Consider the following 13,960-nt stretch of genomic DNA (forward strand, 5'->3'; position numbering starts at 1 on the left):
TTGCTTCGTGATTGACCAACGCCCAGCCCGGAAGAATTGTTTCAGCCTGTCGCGCCTTTGTTTCCTCGCGACACCGCATTGCGGAAATCGGACAGCGTAAATGCGCCCAGCACGGTCCCCGCAACGAAATAGGCCAGGCTGCCGATGGCGATCAGCAAGAAGAGCGCGGGGTAGCGTACAAAGTCGCTGTGCAGCCAGCCCCACATGAGCTGGGACACCGGCCAGAGTACGGCGCCCATCAGGACGGACGCAAAGATGATCCGCCAGTTCCGGCTGTGAAATCGCTTGTCGAACCGCGCGATGTCGCCCATCGGTCGCGTGCCGCGCACCAGCAGGACCACCATGACCCAGGCCGCGCCGGTTGTTGCCAGCGCCGAGGCGATCCACCCGACGAATGGCGCAAGACCGATGGCGAGCACGGCGTTGGCGATCATGGCAACCACTGCATAGTTGAAGGGGCTGCGGGTATTTTCGCGTGCGAAAAAGATGGGTTGCAGGACTTTTTGCAGTACGAAGGCTGGCAGGCCAGCACCATAGACGGCGACGGCCAAGGCAATCGCGCGACTATCTTCGGGTCGGGCCGCGCCACGTTCGAACAGCACCGATACTATCGGCAATGGAATGACCACCAACGCGACTGCGCAAGGTACGGTCAGGGCCAGCGCCAACTCTCCCGCGCGTGACAGGGCGTTGCGCGATCCGGCAACATCCCCGGCTTTCAGTCGGCGCGACAGATCCGGCAGCAGAACGACGCTGATGGCAATGCCCACCACCCCCAAAGGCAGTTGGTACAGCCGGTCGGCAGTGAAAAGCCATCCGACAGCGCGGTCGAAGTAGCTGGCAACCTGCTGGCCCACCAGCAGGTTCAGCTGCACGACACCCCCTGCCATCGCCGCAGGAACGGCGACGCGGATCAGGCGCCGCATGTCCTTGCTCATGCGCGGGCGCACGAACCGCACGGGCATGCCCGCCTTTCGCGCGGCCAGATACAGCAGAGTGAATTGCGCGATTCCGGCCAGCGGGATCGACCAGACCAGCGCGGTACCCACGTCGTAACCTAAGTACCCCGCCAACAGCAGGGTCGCCACCAGCAGGATGTTCAGCAACACCGGGGCGGCGGCGGATTCTGCAAATCGTCCCGCCGCATTCAGGACACCCGACAGCAGCGCCGCCAGCGATATGAACAGGATGTATGGAAAGGTGATGCGCCCGAATTCCACGGCAAGCGAGAATTGCTCCTGCCCCTTGAACCCTGAGGCAAGGGCGAGGATCAGCCATGGCATCGCGGCCTGTGCAATCAGCGTCAGCACGATCAGGATCGTCGCAAGCCCGGCGAAGGCCTGATTCATGAAATGGGTCGCGTCCTCCTCGGCTTCCAGCTTTTTCGAGAATATCGGCACGAAGGCCATGTTGAACGCGCCCTCCGCAAAGAAACGGCGGAACATGTTGGGCAGACGAAAAGCGACAATGAATGCCTCGTACACCGGGCCCGTGCCAAGTGTCCCGAGCAGGATGATGTCACGCGCCAATCCCAGAACCCGGCTGAGCAGGGTCCAGAGGCCAACGGTGAAGATGCCCGAAACCAGCCGGATGGGCGTCAAGATCGTGCCCTTTCCTGGCCGGCGTCGATGGCGGCGCGCAGCTTGGATTCCAGCGATTTCTGCTTGCTTTCGGAGTAGAGCTTCAGCCCGAACATGTCTTTCACATAAAATGTATCGACGACCTGCTCTCCGTATGTGGCAATCACGGCGCTGGCAAGCTGCACGTGCGCGGCGGCAAGAGTCCGCGTAAGATCGTGCAGCAGGCCGGGGCGATCTCGGGTATCGACCTCGATGATCGTGTAGATTTCCGACCCTTCGTTGTCGAAGGCGATCGAGGTCGTGACGCGGAATGCGCGTTCGCGCTTCTTGATCTTGTCGCGGTCCTGCATGGCATCGCGGGCAACCACTTCCCCCTTCAGCGTCTTGTTGATCATCTGGGTCAGACGAGGCAGTCGGCTGCGCTCGTATGGATGCCCCTCGGAATCCTGTATCCAGAAGGCAGCGGTCGCATAGCCGTCCTTGGCCGTATAGGTCCGCGCATCGACCACGTTTGCACCGACCAGTGCCAGGGCACCCGACAGGCGCGCAAAGATACCGGGGTGATCCGCCATGGCGAACAATGCGCGCGTGGCGTCGCGATCCTCATCCATATGCAGGTCGATGCGGATCTCGTCGACGGGCAGATCGCGCAGCATTTCGGCAAAGGTCACATGGGTCGTGACGTGCAGCCCCTGCCAGTAGGGCGGATAATGGCGGCGCATCTCGCGGTCGATGTCGGCCTTGGACCAGCCCACCAGTTCCTTGCGCAGGTTGCTTTTCGCCTCGCGGCCCCGGTGCGTGCGGTTCAGCTCTTCCAGTCCGGTTTCCATGGCGCGGCGGGTCTGACGATACAGGGCGCGCAGCAGCGCGGCCTTCCAGTTGTTCCAGGTGCCGGGGCCGACCCCGCGGATATCGCAGACGGTCAGCACGGTCAGCAGGTCCAGCCGTTCGCGGGTGCGCACGGCCTTGGCGAAATCGCGCACCGTGCGCGGATCGGCAATGTCGCGCTTCTGCGCCATGTCCGACATCAGCAGGTGATAGCGCACCAGCCATTCGACCGTGTCGCATTCATCCGGTGTCAGTCCGAGGCGCGGCGCGACCTTGCGGGCGATCTTTGCACCCAGCACCGAATGGTCCTCCTCACGCCCCTTGCCGATATCGTGCAACAGCAGGGCCACATAGAGCACACGCCGGTTCACCCCTTCCTTCAGGATGGTCGATGCCACCGGCAACTCTTCCTCAAGGTCGCCGTGTTCGATCAGGGCGAGGTGGCGGATACATTGGATCGTATGCTCGTCGACGGTGTAGTGGTGGTACATGTTGAACTGCATCATCGCGACGATGGGTTCGAATTCCGGGATGAAGGCGGCAAGAAGGCCCAATTCGTTCATCCGGCGCAGGGCGCGTTCTGGGTTGCCGTGTTTCAGCAGCGTCCCGAGGAAAATCTTCGCGGCTTCCGGATCCTCGCGCATCCCGTCGTCAATCAGTTTCAGATTGCTGTGGATCGAACGCAACACGTTCGGGTGGACCAGCATTCCAGTGCGCAGCGCCTCGTCGAAGATCCGCAGCATGTTGATCTTGTCGGCGAAAAAGCTGCCCTGGTCGGTGACGTCAAGGCGGTTGTTGACCACCCGATAACCTGCACCGATCTTTGGGCGGCGGCGGAACACCCGGTCTATCATCGGGCCGCTCTTGATGTGGGCCGCTTCCATCTGCGTCAGAAAGATCCGCGTCAGCTCTCCGACCGAGGTGGCGTAGCGGAAATAGGCCTGCATGAAATGCTCAACCCCGCGCAGGCCGCCCTTGTCCTTGTATCCCATCGCGTCGGCCACCTGGACCTGCATGTCGAAGGTCAACTGGTCCAGCGGGCGATCCGCCAGCAGATGCAAATGGCACCGCACGGCCCAGAGAAAATCCTCGGCCTTCAGGAACATCTCGTATTCTTCCTGGCGGAAGACGCCCAGCCGCACCAGTTCGGCAGTGGATTGCACGCCGTGAACGTATTTGCCTATCCAGTAGAGCGATTGCAGGTCGCGCAGCCCGCCCTTGCCCTCTTTCACATTGGGTTCAACGACATAGCGCTGGCCGCCTTGCTTTAGATGGCGTTGCAGACGTTCCTTCAGCTTGGCCTCGATGAACTCTTTTTCGGTGCCCTTGAACAGTTCCGACCAAAGGCGCTTGTTCAGCTCCTTGTCCAATGCCTCGTCACCGGCAAGATAGCGGTTTTCCATCATTGCGGTGCGGATGGTGTAATCTTCGGCGCCCAGCTTGAGGCATTCCCTGATCGTCCGGCTGGAATGGCCGACTTTCAGATGCAGATCCCAAAGCAGGTAGAGCATGTTTTCGATAAGGGCTTCGAGGCCTGACGAAATCTTTGTCTTGGCCAGGAACAGCAGGTCGACATCGGAATAAGGGGCCATTTCGCCCCGCCCGTATCCGCCAACGGCACAAACCGCGAATTTTCCGACAGTCTTGCTGTCTTTTTCGGGCAAGGTCGTGGTTGCGTGGTCGAGAACCGCATGGATGATGCAGTCTGTAAGATATGTATAGGCGCGCGTGGTGCGGCGGGCCTCAAAGGGCTGTGCCTGAAACGCGGCAGCGATGACGGCAGCGCCTTCGTCCCGTGCCTTGGACAGCACCGCGACGACCCTTTGGCGCATGTCCTCCTCCGGCCCCTCTGCACGGGCGGCCGCAATGTCAGCCGCAAGTCGCGCCGGATCGAGTATTTCCACTGCCGGACGAATCAAGTCGTCCGGCAGGTCCAGTATTTGTGTCATGTCTCATCCGATTGGAGGATCAGGCCAGGTTTCAGAACCCGAACCCCGAGAAGCTGCGCGGTGCAGGATCGATCACGACGACCTGCTTGTCGCGGATGGTCGCGATGGCCAGACCCCGTTCGTTGGTGCCATCGGACAGCAGGCGAAACACCCCGCCGACGCCTTGGAACCCGGATCTCTGCGTCAGGGCCGATGCGGTCAGAGCGTTGCTCTTGCCCTGCCTGATCAGCGCGCCGATAGCCGCGACACCATCGAATGCCAGGCTGCCGATCGGATGCGGATCTGCGCCATAGGCTGCACGGTAGCGTCCAATGAACTGTGCGGACAGATTGGGGTCAGGCAAGGCAAACCAGCCGCCCTGGACGCCAGGCAGTTCCAGCGTCTGGCGCGGAATGTCCCAACGTGTCAGGCCGATGAATTGCGTCGTCTCCGACGAGATCCCCTGTTCGGGCAGCATCTGGGTGAACAAGGGCAGGGCCCCGGCGGTGTTGGCCGTCAGAAAGATTGCGTCTGCCTGCCCGCCACTGACGGCGGCCTTGACCGAAGGGATGGCCGCCACGACGCCCTGTTGCGAAAACTCGTACGGGACGTTGGCCGTAATCGTCGCACCGTTGCGTCCGGCCGCAGTCTGGATGGCCGCTGCACTGGCTTCGCCTTCAGCGGTCTGCCCACTGACGACAACGATCCGCGATTTACCTTGCGATACGGCAAAGTCGGTCAGGCGGTCCGCGGTGTTCTGAAAGGTCGGCCCGAGGATGAAGACGTTTCCGCCGGCAATGTTGGGGTTGTTGGAAAACGCCAGCACGTTCACGCCACGCTGCGCGGCAACACGACCGGCGGCATTCGCATTGGCAGCATAAACCGGCCCCAGAATGATCTTTGCGCCTTCGTCGATCGCCTGCGTGGTGACGTTCGCCGTCACCGCAGGATCGCCCGCCGTGTCGTAGACCCGCAGATCGATTTGCACGCCGTTCAGTTCGGACGCCGCGAGACGGGCAGCGTTTTCCAGGCTTGCGGCCAGAATCGCGTCGCCGGAGTTCGCAGATCCGCGCGGCACCAACAGGGCAACAGGCACCGGTTTCGAGGTATCGACGGACGGTCCCATGCCGCCCCCGCCCATTGCCATCGGCTCACATGCAGCCAGCAGCCCGAGGGCCGGAATGGCCAACACGAGGCGACGACGTGCGAGGGCCCCGGTCAGAGTATTGGTTTTCGACGGTGTCTGCGTCGCTTTGCGGCCGGTCATCGCCTTGCGGGCGGCGCTCAAAAGAGCGAACATAGGGTTCTCCTCGCTTCGGGGTGCCGACGTCTGCCTGTTTGGGCACCGTTCGGCGGGACTTCGATATCCAGAAAATATAAACGCATCGTACAAAGGGTCCAGAGATGAATGCCGAAAGCACGAAACTCTCTCCGGGTCTATACCTTGTTGCGGTGCCGATTGGTACCGCCCGCGACATCACGTTGCGGGCGCTGGACATATTGGCGAGTGCCGATGTGCTGGCGGCAGAGGACACCCGCTCTCTGCGCAGGCTGATGGATATTCACGGCATCGCCGTCGGGGATCGCCCTCTGCTGGCCTACCACGATCACAACGGTGGGCGGATGCGGCCGCGGCTGATGCAGGACATCGCGGACGGCAAATCGGTCGCCTATGCCTCCGAAGCGGGCACACCCCTGATCGCGGACCCCGGCTATGACCTGGCGCTGGACGTGCGCAACGCCGGGCATGGTGTCGTCGCGGCGCCCGGACCCTCTGCGGTGATCACGGCGCTGACATTGGGCGGGCTGCCGACTGACCGCTTTCACTTTGCGGGTTTCCTCCCCAATGCCGCGGGGGCGCGCAAATCCTTTCTGCTTGAGCTGAAGGATATCCAGGCGACGCTCGTGCTTTATGAATCGCCCAATCGGGTGGCCGCTGCGCTGGACGCTGCGGCGGAAATTCTCGGGCCGGATCGCCCCGCCACCCTTTGCCGCGAATTGACCAAGAAATTTGAGGAAATTCGCCGCGGTACGCTGTCCGAAATCGCGCAGACCTGTCGCGACGTTCCGCCGAGAGGCGAAATCGTTCTGCTGATCGGGCGGGCAAATTCGTCAAACGTTAGTGATCAGGATCTAGAATCGCAGCTGCGGATCACGTTGGAGCGGGCAACTGTGCGTGATGCCGCGGACGAGGTTGCAGCACAATTCGGTCTGCCCAGGCGAAAGGTCTACCAGATGGCATTGAAGATGGGGAAAAGCGACTGATGCCCGCGTCAGCGGGCCAAGGCAGCAGCGCGCGCGCACTTCGCGGCAAGCGCGCCTATCTGTCCGGTCTTGCTGCCGAGGAAATCGTTGAGCGCCATTACCTGGCCCTGGGATGCAAGATAGAGACACGGCGCTGGCGTGGTGCCGGTGCGGAGATCGACCTGGTCTTTCGGGATGCGCAGAACCGGCTGTTGTTCGTCGAGGTTAAGGCCGCTGCAACGTTCGATGAGGCCGCCCAACGGATCGGCTGGCCGCAAATCCGGCGGATCATGACGGCGGGCGAAGTCTATGCGGCGCACCATGCGCAGCCGGTCGCGGGCTGTGAGGGGGAAATGCGAATTGACGCGGCGCTGGTCGATGGGCAAGGCATGGTGCAGATCATCGAGAATGTGAGCATGGCAGGCTGAGCAGCCATTGCACCCGGCGCCGGTATCGGCCATCAACTGACCCCAGACGACTTTTCAGGAGGTCCCGGTCATGAAGATCGCCTTTCAGATGGATCCGATCGGCCCCATCAACATCAAAGCCGACAGCACATTCCGCATCGCCGAAGAGGCGCAAGCCCGCGGCCACGAGCTGTTCTACTACACCCCGGACAAGCTCAGCTATCAGGAAGGCCGGGTCATGGCACGCGGCCAGTCCCTGACGGTGCAGAGGGTCGAGGGGAATCATGCCATTCTCGGTCCTGAGCAAGAGGTGGACCTGAGCGATTTCGACGTCGTCTGGTTGCGGCAGGACCCTCCCTTCGACATGTTCTACATCACGACGACGCACCTGCTGGATCGTATTCACCCCAAGACGCTGGTCGTCAACGACCCGTTCTGGGTGCGTAACTTTCCCGAAAAGCTTCTGGTGCTGAACTTTCCCCAGCTGACACCGCCGACGACCATCGCGCGAGATCTGGCAGCGATCCGTGCGTTTAAGGACAAACACGGCGATGTCATCCTCAAACCGCTATACGGAAATGGCGGGGCAGGGGTGTTCCGTCTGGTCGAGGATGATCGCAACTTGTCGTCCCTGCATGAACTTTTCACCGGCTTTTCGAGAGAGCCGCTCATCGTCCAGAAATACCTGCCAGCGGTGGCCAAGGGCGACAAGCGGGTCATTCTGGTCGATGGAGAAGCCGTGGGCGCGATCAACCGCGTGCCGGCCGCTGGCGAGACGCGGTCCAACATGCACGTCGGGGGACGCCCGGAAAAGGTCGCACTGACTGAACGCGATCTGGAAATCTGCGCTGCCATTGGCCCGGTCCTCAGGGAAAAGGGCCAGATTTTTGTCGGTATCGACGTGATCGGGGACTACCTTACCGAAATCAACGTCACCTCTCCCACGGGTATCCAGGAGCTTGAGCGGTTCGACGGCGTCAACATCGCCGAAAAGATCTGGCAGGCGATCGAGGCAAAACGCGCCTAACCCCGAAGCGCGGAAATGCGATAACTCAACGCCTCGGCAATGTGGTCGCGATGGATGGCATCGGATGCCTCAAGATCGGCAATGGTCCGGGCGACGCGCAGGATACGGTGGTAGCCGCGCGCCGACAGCTTGAAGCGGTCCGCCGCAAGTAGCAGCAGGTCGCGCCCCTCGGCGTCGGGCTCGGCCACCTCGTCAAGCAGGTCGCCTTGGATATCGGCATTCAGCGAGACGCCCTCGATTTCGGCATAGCGTTCGGCCTGTCTGTTGCGCGCAGCGGTCACCCGCTGGCGTACGTCTACCGAGGTGTCGCCCGAAGGTGGCATCGTCAGATCGCAGTGCGCGACGGCGGGAATCTCGATCCGCAAATCGAAACGATCCAGCATTGGCCCGGAAATTCGGGCAAGGTATTTCTCGCTGCATTTGGGAGCTTGCGAGCACGCTCGATTGGCATCGCTCAGGTAGCCGCAGCGACAGGGATTGGCTGCTGCGATCATCAGGAATTTGCAAGGGTAATGCACATGCGCGTTCGCCCGCGATACCGTTACCTCGCCGCTTTCCATTGGCTGCCGCAGGGTCTCCAGCACGGCGGGGGCGAATTCCGGCAGCTCGTCCATGAACAGCACGCCATTGTGGGCCAGGCTGATCTCGCCTGGCAGGGCGGCACGGCCGCCGCCGGCGATTGCAGCCTTTGAGGCTGTGTGGTGCGGTTCACGAAACGGGCGGTCGCGGCAGATACCACCGCCCTTGAGCAGCCCGGACACCGAATGGATCATCGAGGTTTCCAGCGCCTCCATCGGTGTCAGGTCCGGCAATAATCCCGGCATCCGCGACGACAGCATGGATTTACCTGCCCCTGGGGTGCCGATCATCAACAGGTGGTGGCGTCCGGCTGCCGCGATCTCCAACACCCGCTTCGCGCGTTCCTGGCCTTTGACATCGCGCAAATCGCGCGAGTCGACGCGCGGTGACAGCATACCTGCCGTGGCGGGCAGGATCGGGACGGCCCCTGTCAGGTGGCGGACCAGTTCTGCAAGACTGCGCGCGCCGATGACGCGCGCGGCGTCGACCCAAGCGGCTTCGGGGGCCGTTTCTTCGGCGCAGAGCAATCCGCGCCTTTCCTCTGCGGCGCAGAACGCGGCCGGCAGGGCGCCGGCCACGGGTACGAGTTTGCCGTCCAGCGAAAGCTCGCCCATCGACGTATTTTCCTCGGCAACATCGGCCGGGATCACCTTGAGTGCCGCAAGGATCGCAAGGGCGATCGGTAGGTCGTAATGGCTACCGGCCTTCGGCATGTCTGCTGGCGACAGGTTGATGGTGATGCGTTGCGATGGCAGGGCAATGCGCATGGCAGACAGGGCGGCGCGCACCCGTTCACGGGCCTCTGTCACCGTCTTGTCCGGCAAGCCCACGATCGAGAAGCCCGGAATGCCCGGCGCCATGGCGCACTGCACCTCGACCGGGGCCGCCTCGGCACCGTGAAAGGCAATCGTATAGGTTCGCAACATGTCCCACCCCACATCCGGCCAGGGCGACACCCTGCACCATATGGTTAACGGCACAGGTCTTACGCGTTGGTTAACAACACCTCAGGGCTGGAGCAGCGCCATGACAGCGGGCCAAGCCTCAGCGTCGTTCACGGTTTTGTCGCGGCACGTCGGGTTGCAGAAGCCAAGGGTCTGGCCGGCGACCTCGGCCAGGTGCGCCACGGGCTTGCCCGAAAAGGGGCAGAACTGGTTGATGGGCGTGCCTACCTCGACAGCTTTGGCCGGCAAGGGGCTAGGTCCGGGCCAGCGCGCTGTCGGCAGATCCAGGGCATAGGGCACTGGGTCGTAAGATCGCGTCAGGCCTAGTGCGCGCCAGCGACGAAAGGCCGGATCGTTCAATGTCGTGTCGACATAGGCCTTCACCGGGCCATCCACGGTTAACCCATACCCTGCGATCCGCGCGGCAACAGGGGCATAGAAGGCATCTGCGATGGAGTAACGGCCAAACAGCCATGGGCCCTCTTCGACGCGCCGGGCCTGGGCTTCTTTGAACAGCAGGGCGATCCGGTCCAGATCGCGTTGGACGGCGGGCGTAACAGCAAACTCTTGATATTGATGCAGCAATTGCATGGGGCAAGCACTGCGCAAGTCGACGAAACCGGCGTGCATTTCCGCCGCCATCCACCGCGCCATGGTTCTTGCTGATGGGGTGTTTGGCCACATGTTTGCATCCGGGTGACGCTCGGCCAGCATTTCGGCCATGGCAAGGGTCTCGCCAATGATATCGCCGTCGGGTGTGCGCATCGCAGGTACCAGACGCGCCGGAGAGAGCGCCGCCAGATCGCGGGCGAAATTGTCGCCATACAAATCCAGCAGATGTGTTTTTACCGGCAAACCGAATTGTTCGAACATGAGCCAGCCGCGCAGCGACCAGCTGGAAAAACTACGGTCTCCGATAAACAGGTCATAGGTCATTTGCAAATCCTCGCACCGGGGGTTCGCAAAGGGTATTACCGTAGGGGCATCACTGAAAATGATATTTCCTGCGAAGCCCCGTCACGGAACGTGATTGATCAGGCGCACCGTTTCCCCCTCCGGCGTCACGTCGATCTGCGTCACCGAAAGCGTCTCGATCTCATGGGCCAGCACCTCGGCCGGGCGTTTGTCGGACACGCGCGCGACCTGGGACAGGATCACCGCGAAATGAGCCACCACGATCAAGTCCCCGCCCTCGGCGGCCAGGGCCGATAAGGCGGCACTGACCCGCGCCTCCATGTCGTTCCAGCTTTCCCCGCCCGGGGCAGCGCACTCTCCTGGGTCGGTCCAGAAGGCACGCGAAAGGTCAGGGTGGCTCTTGTCTATCTCGACGAAGGGCTTCAGTTCCCATTCACCGAAATGGATCTCTCTCAGGCCGGGCGCATCAGGCAGACGCTGGCGCAGTGGCGATTGCAGGGCATCCGCTGTTGCACGCGTCCGCGTCAGGTCTGACGACACCAACCGCGCGCGCTCCGGTAAAAACGCGGACAAGGCGCTGATCCGCGCGCTATCGGACAAGTCCGCAGGCAGATCTGACCAGCCGACCAATGCCTTTGCATGTGTCGGCCCATGGCGCACCAGAAAGATGCGTGTCGGCGATTGCGTGGTCATGGCAGCGACCCTTTCAATACATTCGGCAGGCCCGCGATCACCTGAACGACGCAATCAGCCTGCTGTGCCAGGGCGATGTTCAATCGCCCCTGCGCTTCGCGAAATTGTCGCGACAACGCGTTCTCCGGTACGATGCCCTGTCCAACTTCGTTCGTGACGGTGACCACGGGGGCGGGGCAGGCTGCGATGGCGTCCAGCAAGGCGCCCTGGGCGCGTGACAGGTCGGACCCGGCAAACATGTGATTGCTGAGCCACATCGTGGCACAGTCGAACAGGATCGGGCGGCGATCTGGCGATGTCAGTTCCGGCGCCAGATCCAACGGGGCCTCGATCACCTGCCAGCCCGCACCACGCCGGGCAGCATGGCGCGCGACCTTGGTGCGCATTTCGTCATCCAACGCATGGGCTGTAGCGATATAGCGCCATTCCGACCCAAGGAAACATACGGTTTCCTCGGCAAATTCCGACTTGCCTGAGGCCGCGCCGCCCAGGATCAGCACCTTTGTGCCTGACATTTTTTTGCTCCCGGATGAAACCGAACACCTATGTCGCGCGTATAGCTCATGAGTGTTCCAAATCAAATGGCGCCGTCCGGGTCAGCCAAGAGCACAAGAAAAATGAGAGACAGGGGATAATAATGGCTTTCGCGGAACCTTCCACCAGCACATTTACCCGCACCGCAATGAAAGCGGAATTGCTTGACGCCGAAACAGAGCTGGCCCTTGCCTATGCCTGGCGCGACGAGCGGAATACGGACGCGCTTCATCGCCTTGTGACGGCCTACATGCGTCTGGCAATTTCCATGGCGGGCAAGTACCGCCGTTACGGCGCTCCGATGAACGACCTTATTCAGGAGGCCGGGCTGGGCCTGATGAAGGCCGCAGACAAGTTCGATCCGGACCGCGGCGTGCGGTTTTCCACATATGCTGTGTGGTGGATCAAGGCATCGATCCAGGACTATGTGATGCGCAACTGGTCGATGGTCCGCACCGGCTCCACCTCCTCCCAGAAGTCGCTGTTTTTCAACATGCGCCGCGTTCAGGCCCGTCTGGAGCGCGAGGCGCTTGGTCGTGGTGAGGAACTCGATGGCCACCAGCTGCGGCAGATGATCGCGACGGAGGTCGGCGTGCCCCTTCGCGATGTGGAGATGATGGAAGGGCGCCTGTCGGGATCGGATTATTCCCTGAACGCAACCCAGTCCAGCGATGACGAGGGGCGCGAATGGATCGAAACCCTCGAAGACGACAGCGCCGGCGCCGCCGAGACCGTGGCGGATGACCATGATCGCCTGGCCCTGCGCCACTGGCTGGTGGGTGCCATGTCGGCATTGAACGAGCGTGAACGCCTGATCGTGCGCGAACGCAAACTGCGCGATGACCCCCGCACATTGGAGAGCCTCGGAACCGAACTTGGCCTCTCTAAGGAACGCGTGCGCCAACTTGAGGCGGCCGCGTTTACCAAGATGCGCAAGACCTTGCAGGCCACCGGTGCCGAGGCCGAAGCGCTTCTTCACTGACCACCCGCCGCTGCTTGTGCCGCCGCGCCAGCCCCTCTAGTCTCGCCGCAACAACGGCGCGACAAGAAGGGTGGCGGCAATGCTTGCAGGCAAACGGATCTTGCTGATCATCAGTGGCGGAATAGCGGCGTTCAAGATGCCGCAGCTGATCCGTCTTCTCAGGGCACAAGGGGCGACGGTCTGCCCCGTGATGACGTCGTCGGCGCATGAATTTATCACCCCGCTGACAGTCTCGTCGCTTGCCGGTGAAAAGGTATATACAAATCTTTTCGACCTGACCGATGAAACCGAGATGGGACATATCCAACTGTCCCGTGTCGCGGATCTGGTGGTCGTGGCACCCGCGACCGCCAACCTGATCGGAAAGATGGCGCAGGGGCTCTGCGATGATCTTGCCTCGACCCTGCTGTTGGCGACGGACACCCAGGTGCTTGTCGCGCCGGCGATGAATGTTCGGATGTGGCTAAACCCTGCGACGCAACGCAATGCAGCACAGTTGCGCAAGGATGGGGTGCGTTTCGTGGGGCCGGTCGATGGCGACATGGCTTGCGGCGAATACGGCCCGGGTCGCATGGTCGAACCTGAACAGATCCTTGATGCCATCGCGGGTTTCTTCATCGATGGTCCCTTGGCGGGCAAGCACATCCTTGTCACGTCAGGACCGACGCATGAGCCGATCGACCCCGTGCGTTATATCGCAAACCGGTCCTCAGGGGCGCAGGGCACGTCCATTGCACGCGCTCTCGTGGCGCTCGGCGCGCATGTGACGTTTGTCACCGGTCCTGCCGATGTCGCGCCACCCGACGGTGTAACCCTGGTTCAGGTAGAGACGGCACAGCAGATGCTTCAGGCGGTGGAAACCGCCTTGCCCGCCGACGCAGCGATCTTTGCCGCAGCGGTCGCGGACTGGCGCGTGGCATCTGCCAGCGGATCGAAGATAAAGAAACGCAAGGGCACCCTCCCGACGCTAGAGTTTGCCGAAAACCCCGACATCCTTGCGCGCGTCGCGCAAATGCCGTCGGGGCGTCCCCGCCTGGTCGTTGGCTTTGCCGCAGAGACCGATGATGTCGTTGCCCATGCCACGGCAAAACGGCAGCGCAAGGGCTGCGATTGGATCGTGGCCAACGACGTCAGCCCCGCCACCGGCATAATGGGCGGCAGCGAAAACGCGGTGGTTCTGATTTCGGACGCCGGCGTCGAAGAATGGCCGCGCATGAGCAAGGCCGACGTCGCAATGCGTCTTGCCGACAAGATTGCCACGGCGCTGACTGTATAAAACCAAAGGGCCGGACACATGGA

The 13,960-nt window shown here is 62.1% G+C and carries 12 protein-coding genes; 5 read left to right on the forward strand and 7 right to left on the reverse strand.

Annotated features, from left to right (window positions below):
- Window positions 1–41: 41 nt before the first annotated feature.
- From murJ to DL237_RS04510, 3 genes are read right to left on the reverse strand one after another with little or no spacing between them, the layout of a single operon-like run.
- Window positions 42–1,601, reverse strand: a complete 1,560-nt coding sequence (murJ, locus tag DL237_RS04500) for a murein biosynthesis integral membrane protein MurJ (protein WP_119397839.1) — start codon at window positions 1,599–1,601, stop codon at window positions 42–44.
- The gene (locus DL237_RS04505) at window positions 1,598–4,357 is read right to left on the reverse strand and encodes a [protein-PII] uridylyltransferase (RefSeq protein WP_119397840.1); all 2,760 of its coding nucleotides are present in this window, start codon (window positions 4,355–4,357) and stop codon (window positions 1,598–1,600) included. Before DL237_RS04505 ends, murJ begins: the two co-directional genes overlap by 4 nt.
- A 31-nt stretch (window positions 4,358–4,388) precedes the next feature.
- Window positions 4,389–5,636 (reverse strand): penicillin-binding protein activator, encoded by a 1,248-nt coding sequence (locus DL237_RS04510; RefSeq protein ID WP_119397841.1) that lies wholly within the window; start codon window positions 5,634–5,636, stop codon window positions 4,389–4,391.
- 104 nt (window positions 5,637–5,740) lie between these two features.
- On the opposite strand from DL237_RS04510, the gene rsmI reads away from it, so the two are divergent.
- The 3 genes from rsmI to gshB all read left to right on the forward strand — a co-directional run bounded on the left by rsmI (window position 5,741) and on the right by gshB (window position 8,014).
- Window positions 5,741–6,601, forward strand: coding sequence for a 16S rRNA (cytidine(1402)-2'-O)-methyltransferase (gene rsmI, locus DL237_RS04515; protein WP_119397842.1), 861 nt, complete (start codon window positions 5,741–5,743; stop codon window positions 6,599–6,601).
- Window positions 6,601–7,008, forward strand: a complete 408-nt coding sequence (locus DL237_RS04520) for a YraN family protein (protein WP_119397843.1) — start codon at window positions 6,601–6,603, stop codon at window positions 7,006–7,008. The genes rsmI and DL237_RS04520 overlap by 1 nt, the downstream gene beginning before the upstream one ends.
- A 70-nt stretch (window positions 7,009–7,078) precedes the next feature.
- Window positions 7,079–8,014: a glutathione synthase gene (gene gshB / locus DL237_RS04525; RefSeq protein WP_119397844.1), complete on the forward strand. Its 936-nt coding sequence runs from the start codon at window positions 7,079–7,081 to the stop codon at window positions 8,012–8,014.
- Here the strand turns inward: gshB and DL237_RS04530 are convergent.
- The 4 genes from DL237_RS04530 to cobU all read right to left on the reverse strand — a co-directional run bounded on the left by DL237_RS04530 (window position 8,011) and on the right by cobU (window position 11,660).
- Entirely contained in the window at window positions 8,011–9,519 is a 1,509-nt protein-coding gene (locus tag DL237_RS04530; RefSeq protein WP_119397845.1) for a YifB family Mg chelatase-like AAA ATPase, read from the reverse strand. The two genes, gshB and DL237_RS04530, sit on opposite strands and share 4 nt — an antisense overlap.
- Before the next feature lie 81 nt (window positions 9,520–9,600).
- The gene (locus tag DL237_RS04535; protein ID WP_119397846.1) at window positions 9,601–10,473 is read right to left on the reverse strand and encodes a glutathione S-transferase; all 873 of its coding nucleotides are present in this window, start codon (window positions 10,471–10,473) and stop codon (window positions 9,601–9,603) included.
- Between the two features lie 81 nt (window positions 10,474–10,554).
- Window positions 10,555–11,145, reverse strand: a complete 591-nt coding sequence (locus tag DL237_RS04540; protein WP_119397847.1) for a histidine phosphatase family protein — start codon at window positions 11,143–11,145, stop codon at window positions 10,555–10,557.
- Window positions 11,142–11,660 (reverse strand): bifunctional adenosylcobinamide kinase/adenosylcobinamide-phosphate guanylyltransferase, encoded by a 519-nt coding sequence (gene cobU / locus DL237_RS04545; protein ID WP_119397848.1) that lies wholly within the window; start codon window positions 11,658–11,660, stop codon window positions 11,142–11,144. Before cobU ends, DL237_RS04540 begins: the two co-directional genes overlap by 4 nt.
- A 122-nt stretch (window positions 11,661–11,782) precedes the next feature.
- On the opposite strand from cobU, the gene DL237_RS04550 reads away from it, so the two are divergent.
- Window positions 11,783–12,661 (forward strand): RNA polymerase factor sigma-32, encoded by an 879-nt coding sequence (locus tag DL237_RS04550; protein WP_119397849.1) that lies wholly within the window; start codon window positions 11,783–11,785, stop codon window positions 12,659–12,661.
- 79 nt (window positions 12,662–12,740) lie between these two features.
- Complete coding sequence (gene coaBC / locus DL237_RS04555; protein WP_119397850.1) at window positions 12,741–13,937, forward strand: bifunctional phosphopantothenoylcysteine decarboxylase/phosphopantothenate--cysteine ligase CoaBC; 1,197 nt, start codon at window positions 12,741–12,743, stop codon at window positions 13,935–13,937.
- The last annotated feature ends 23 nt before the right edge of the window (window positions 13,938–13,960 follow it).

This window comes from Pseudooceanicola sediminis, from assembly GCF_003575965.1.
Lineage (GTDB): Bacteria > Pseudomonadota > Alphaproteobacteria > Rhodobacterales > Rhodobacteraceae > Pseudooceanicola > Pseudooceanicola sediminis.

Excerpts from the sequence above, each read along its gene's own strand:
- DL237_RS04505 (WP_119397840.1), bottom strand. The coding sequence starts at position 4,357 with ATGACACAAATACTGGACCTGCCGGACGACTTGATTCGTCCGGCAGTG.
- DL237_RS04510 (WP_119397841.1), bottom strand. The coding sequence starts at position 5,636 with ATGTTCGCTCTTTTGAGCGCCGCCCGCAAGGCGATGACCGGCCGCAAA.
- rsmI (WP_119397842.1), top strand. The coding sequence starts at position 5,741 with ATGAATGCCGAAAGCACGAAACTCTCTCCGGGTCTATACCTTGTTGCG.
- DL237_RS04520 (WP_119397843.1), top strand. The coding sequence starts at position 6,601 with ATGCCCGCGTCAGCGGGCCAAGGCAGCAGCGCGCGCGCACTTCGCGGC.
- gshB (WP_119397844.1), top strand. The coding sequence starts at position 7,079 with ATGAAGATCGCCTTTCAGATGGATCCGATCGGCCCCATCAACATCAAA.
- DL237_RS04530 (WP_119397845.1), bottom strand. The coding sequence starts at position 9,519 with ATGTTGCGAACCTATACGATTGCCTTTCACGGTGCCGAGGCGGCCCCG.
- DL237_RS04535 (WP_119397846.1), bottom strand. The coding sequence starts at position 10,473 with ATGACCTATGACCTGTTTATCGGAGACCGTAGTTTTTCCAGCTGGTCG.
- DL237_RS04540 (WP_119397847.1), bottom strand. The coding sequence starts at position 11,145 with ATGACCACGCAATCGCCGACACGCATCTTTCTGGTGCGCCATGGGCCG.
- cobU (WP_119397848.1), bottom strand. The coding sequence starts at position 11,660 with ATGTCAGGCACAAAGGTGCTGATCCTGGGCGGCGCGGCCTCAGGCAAG.
- DL237_RS04550 (WP_119397849.1), top strand. The coding sequence starts at position 11,783 with ATGGCTTTCGCGGAACCTTCCACCAGCACATTTACCCGCACCGCAATG.
- coaBC (WP_119397850.1), top strand. The coding sequence starts at position 12,741 with ATGCTTGCAGGCAAACGGATCTTGCTGATCATCAGTGGCGGAATAGCG.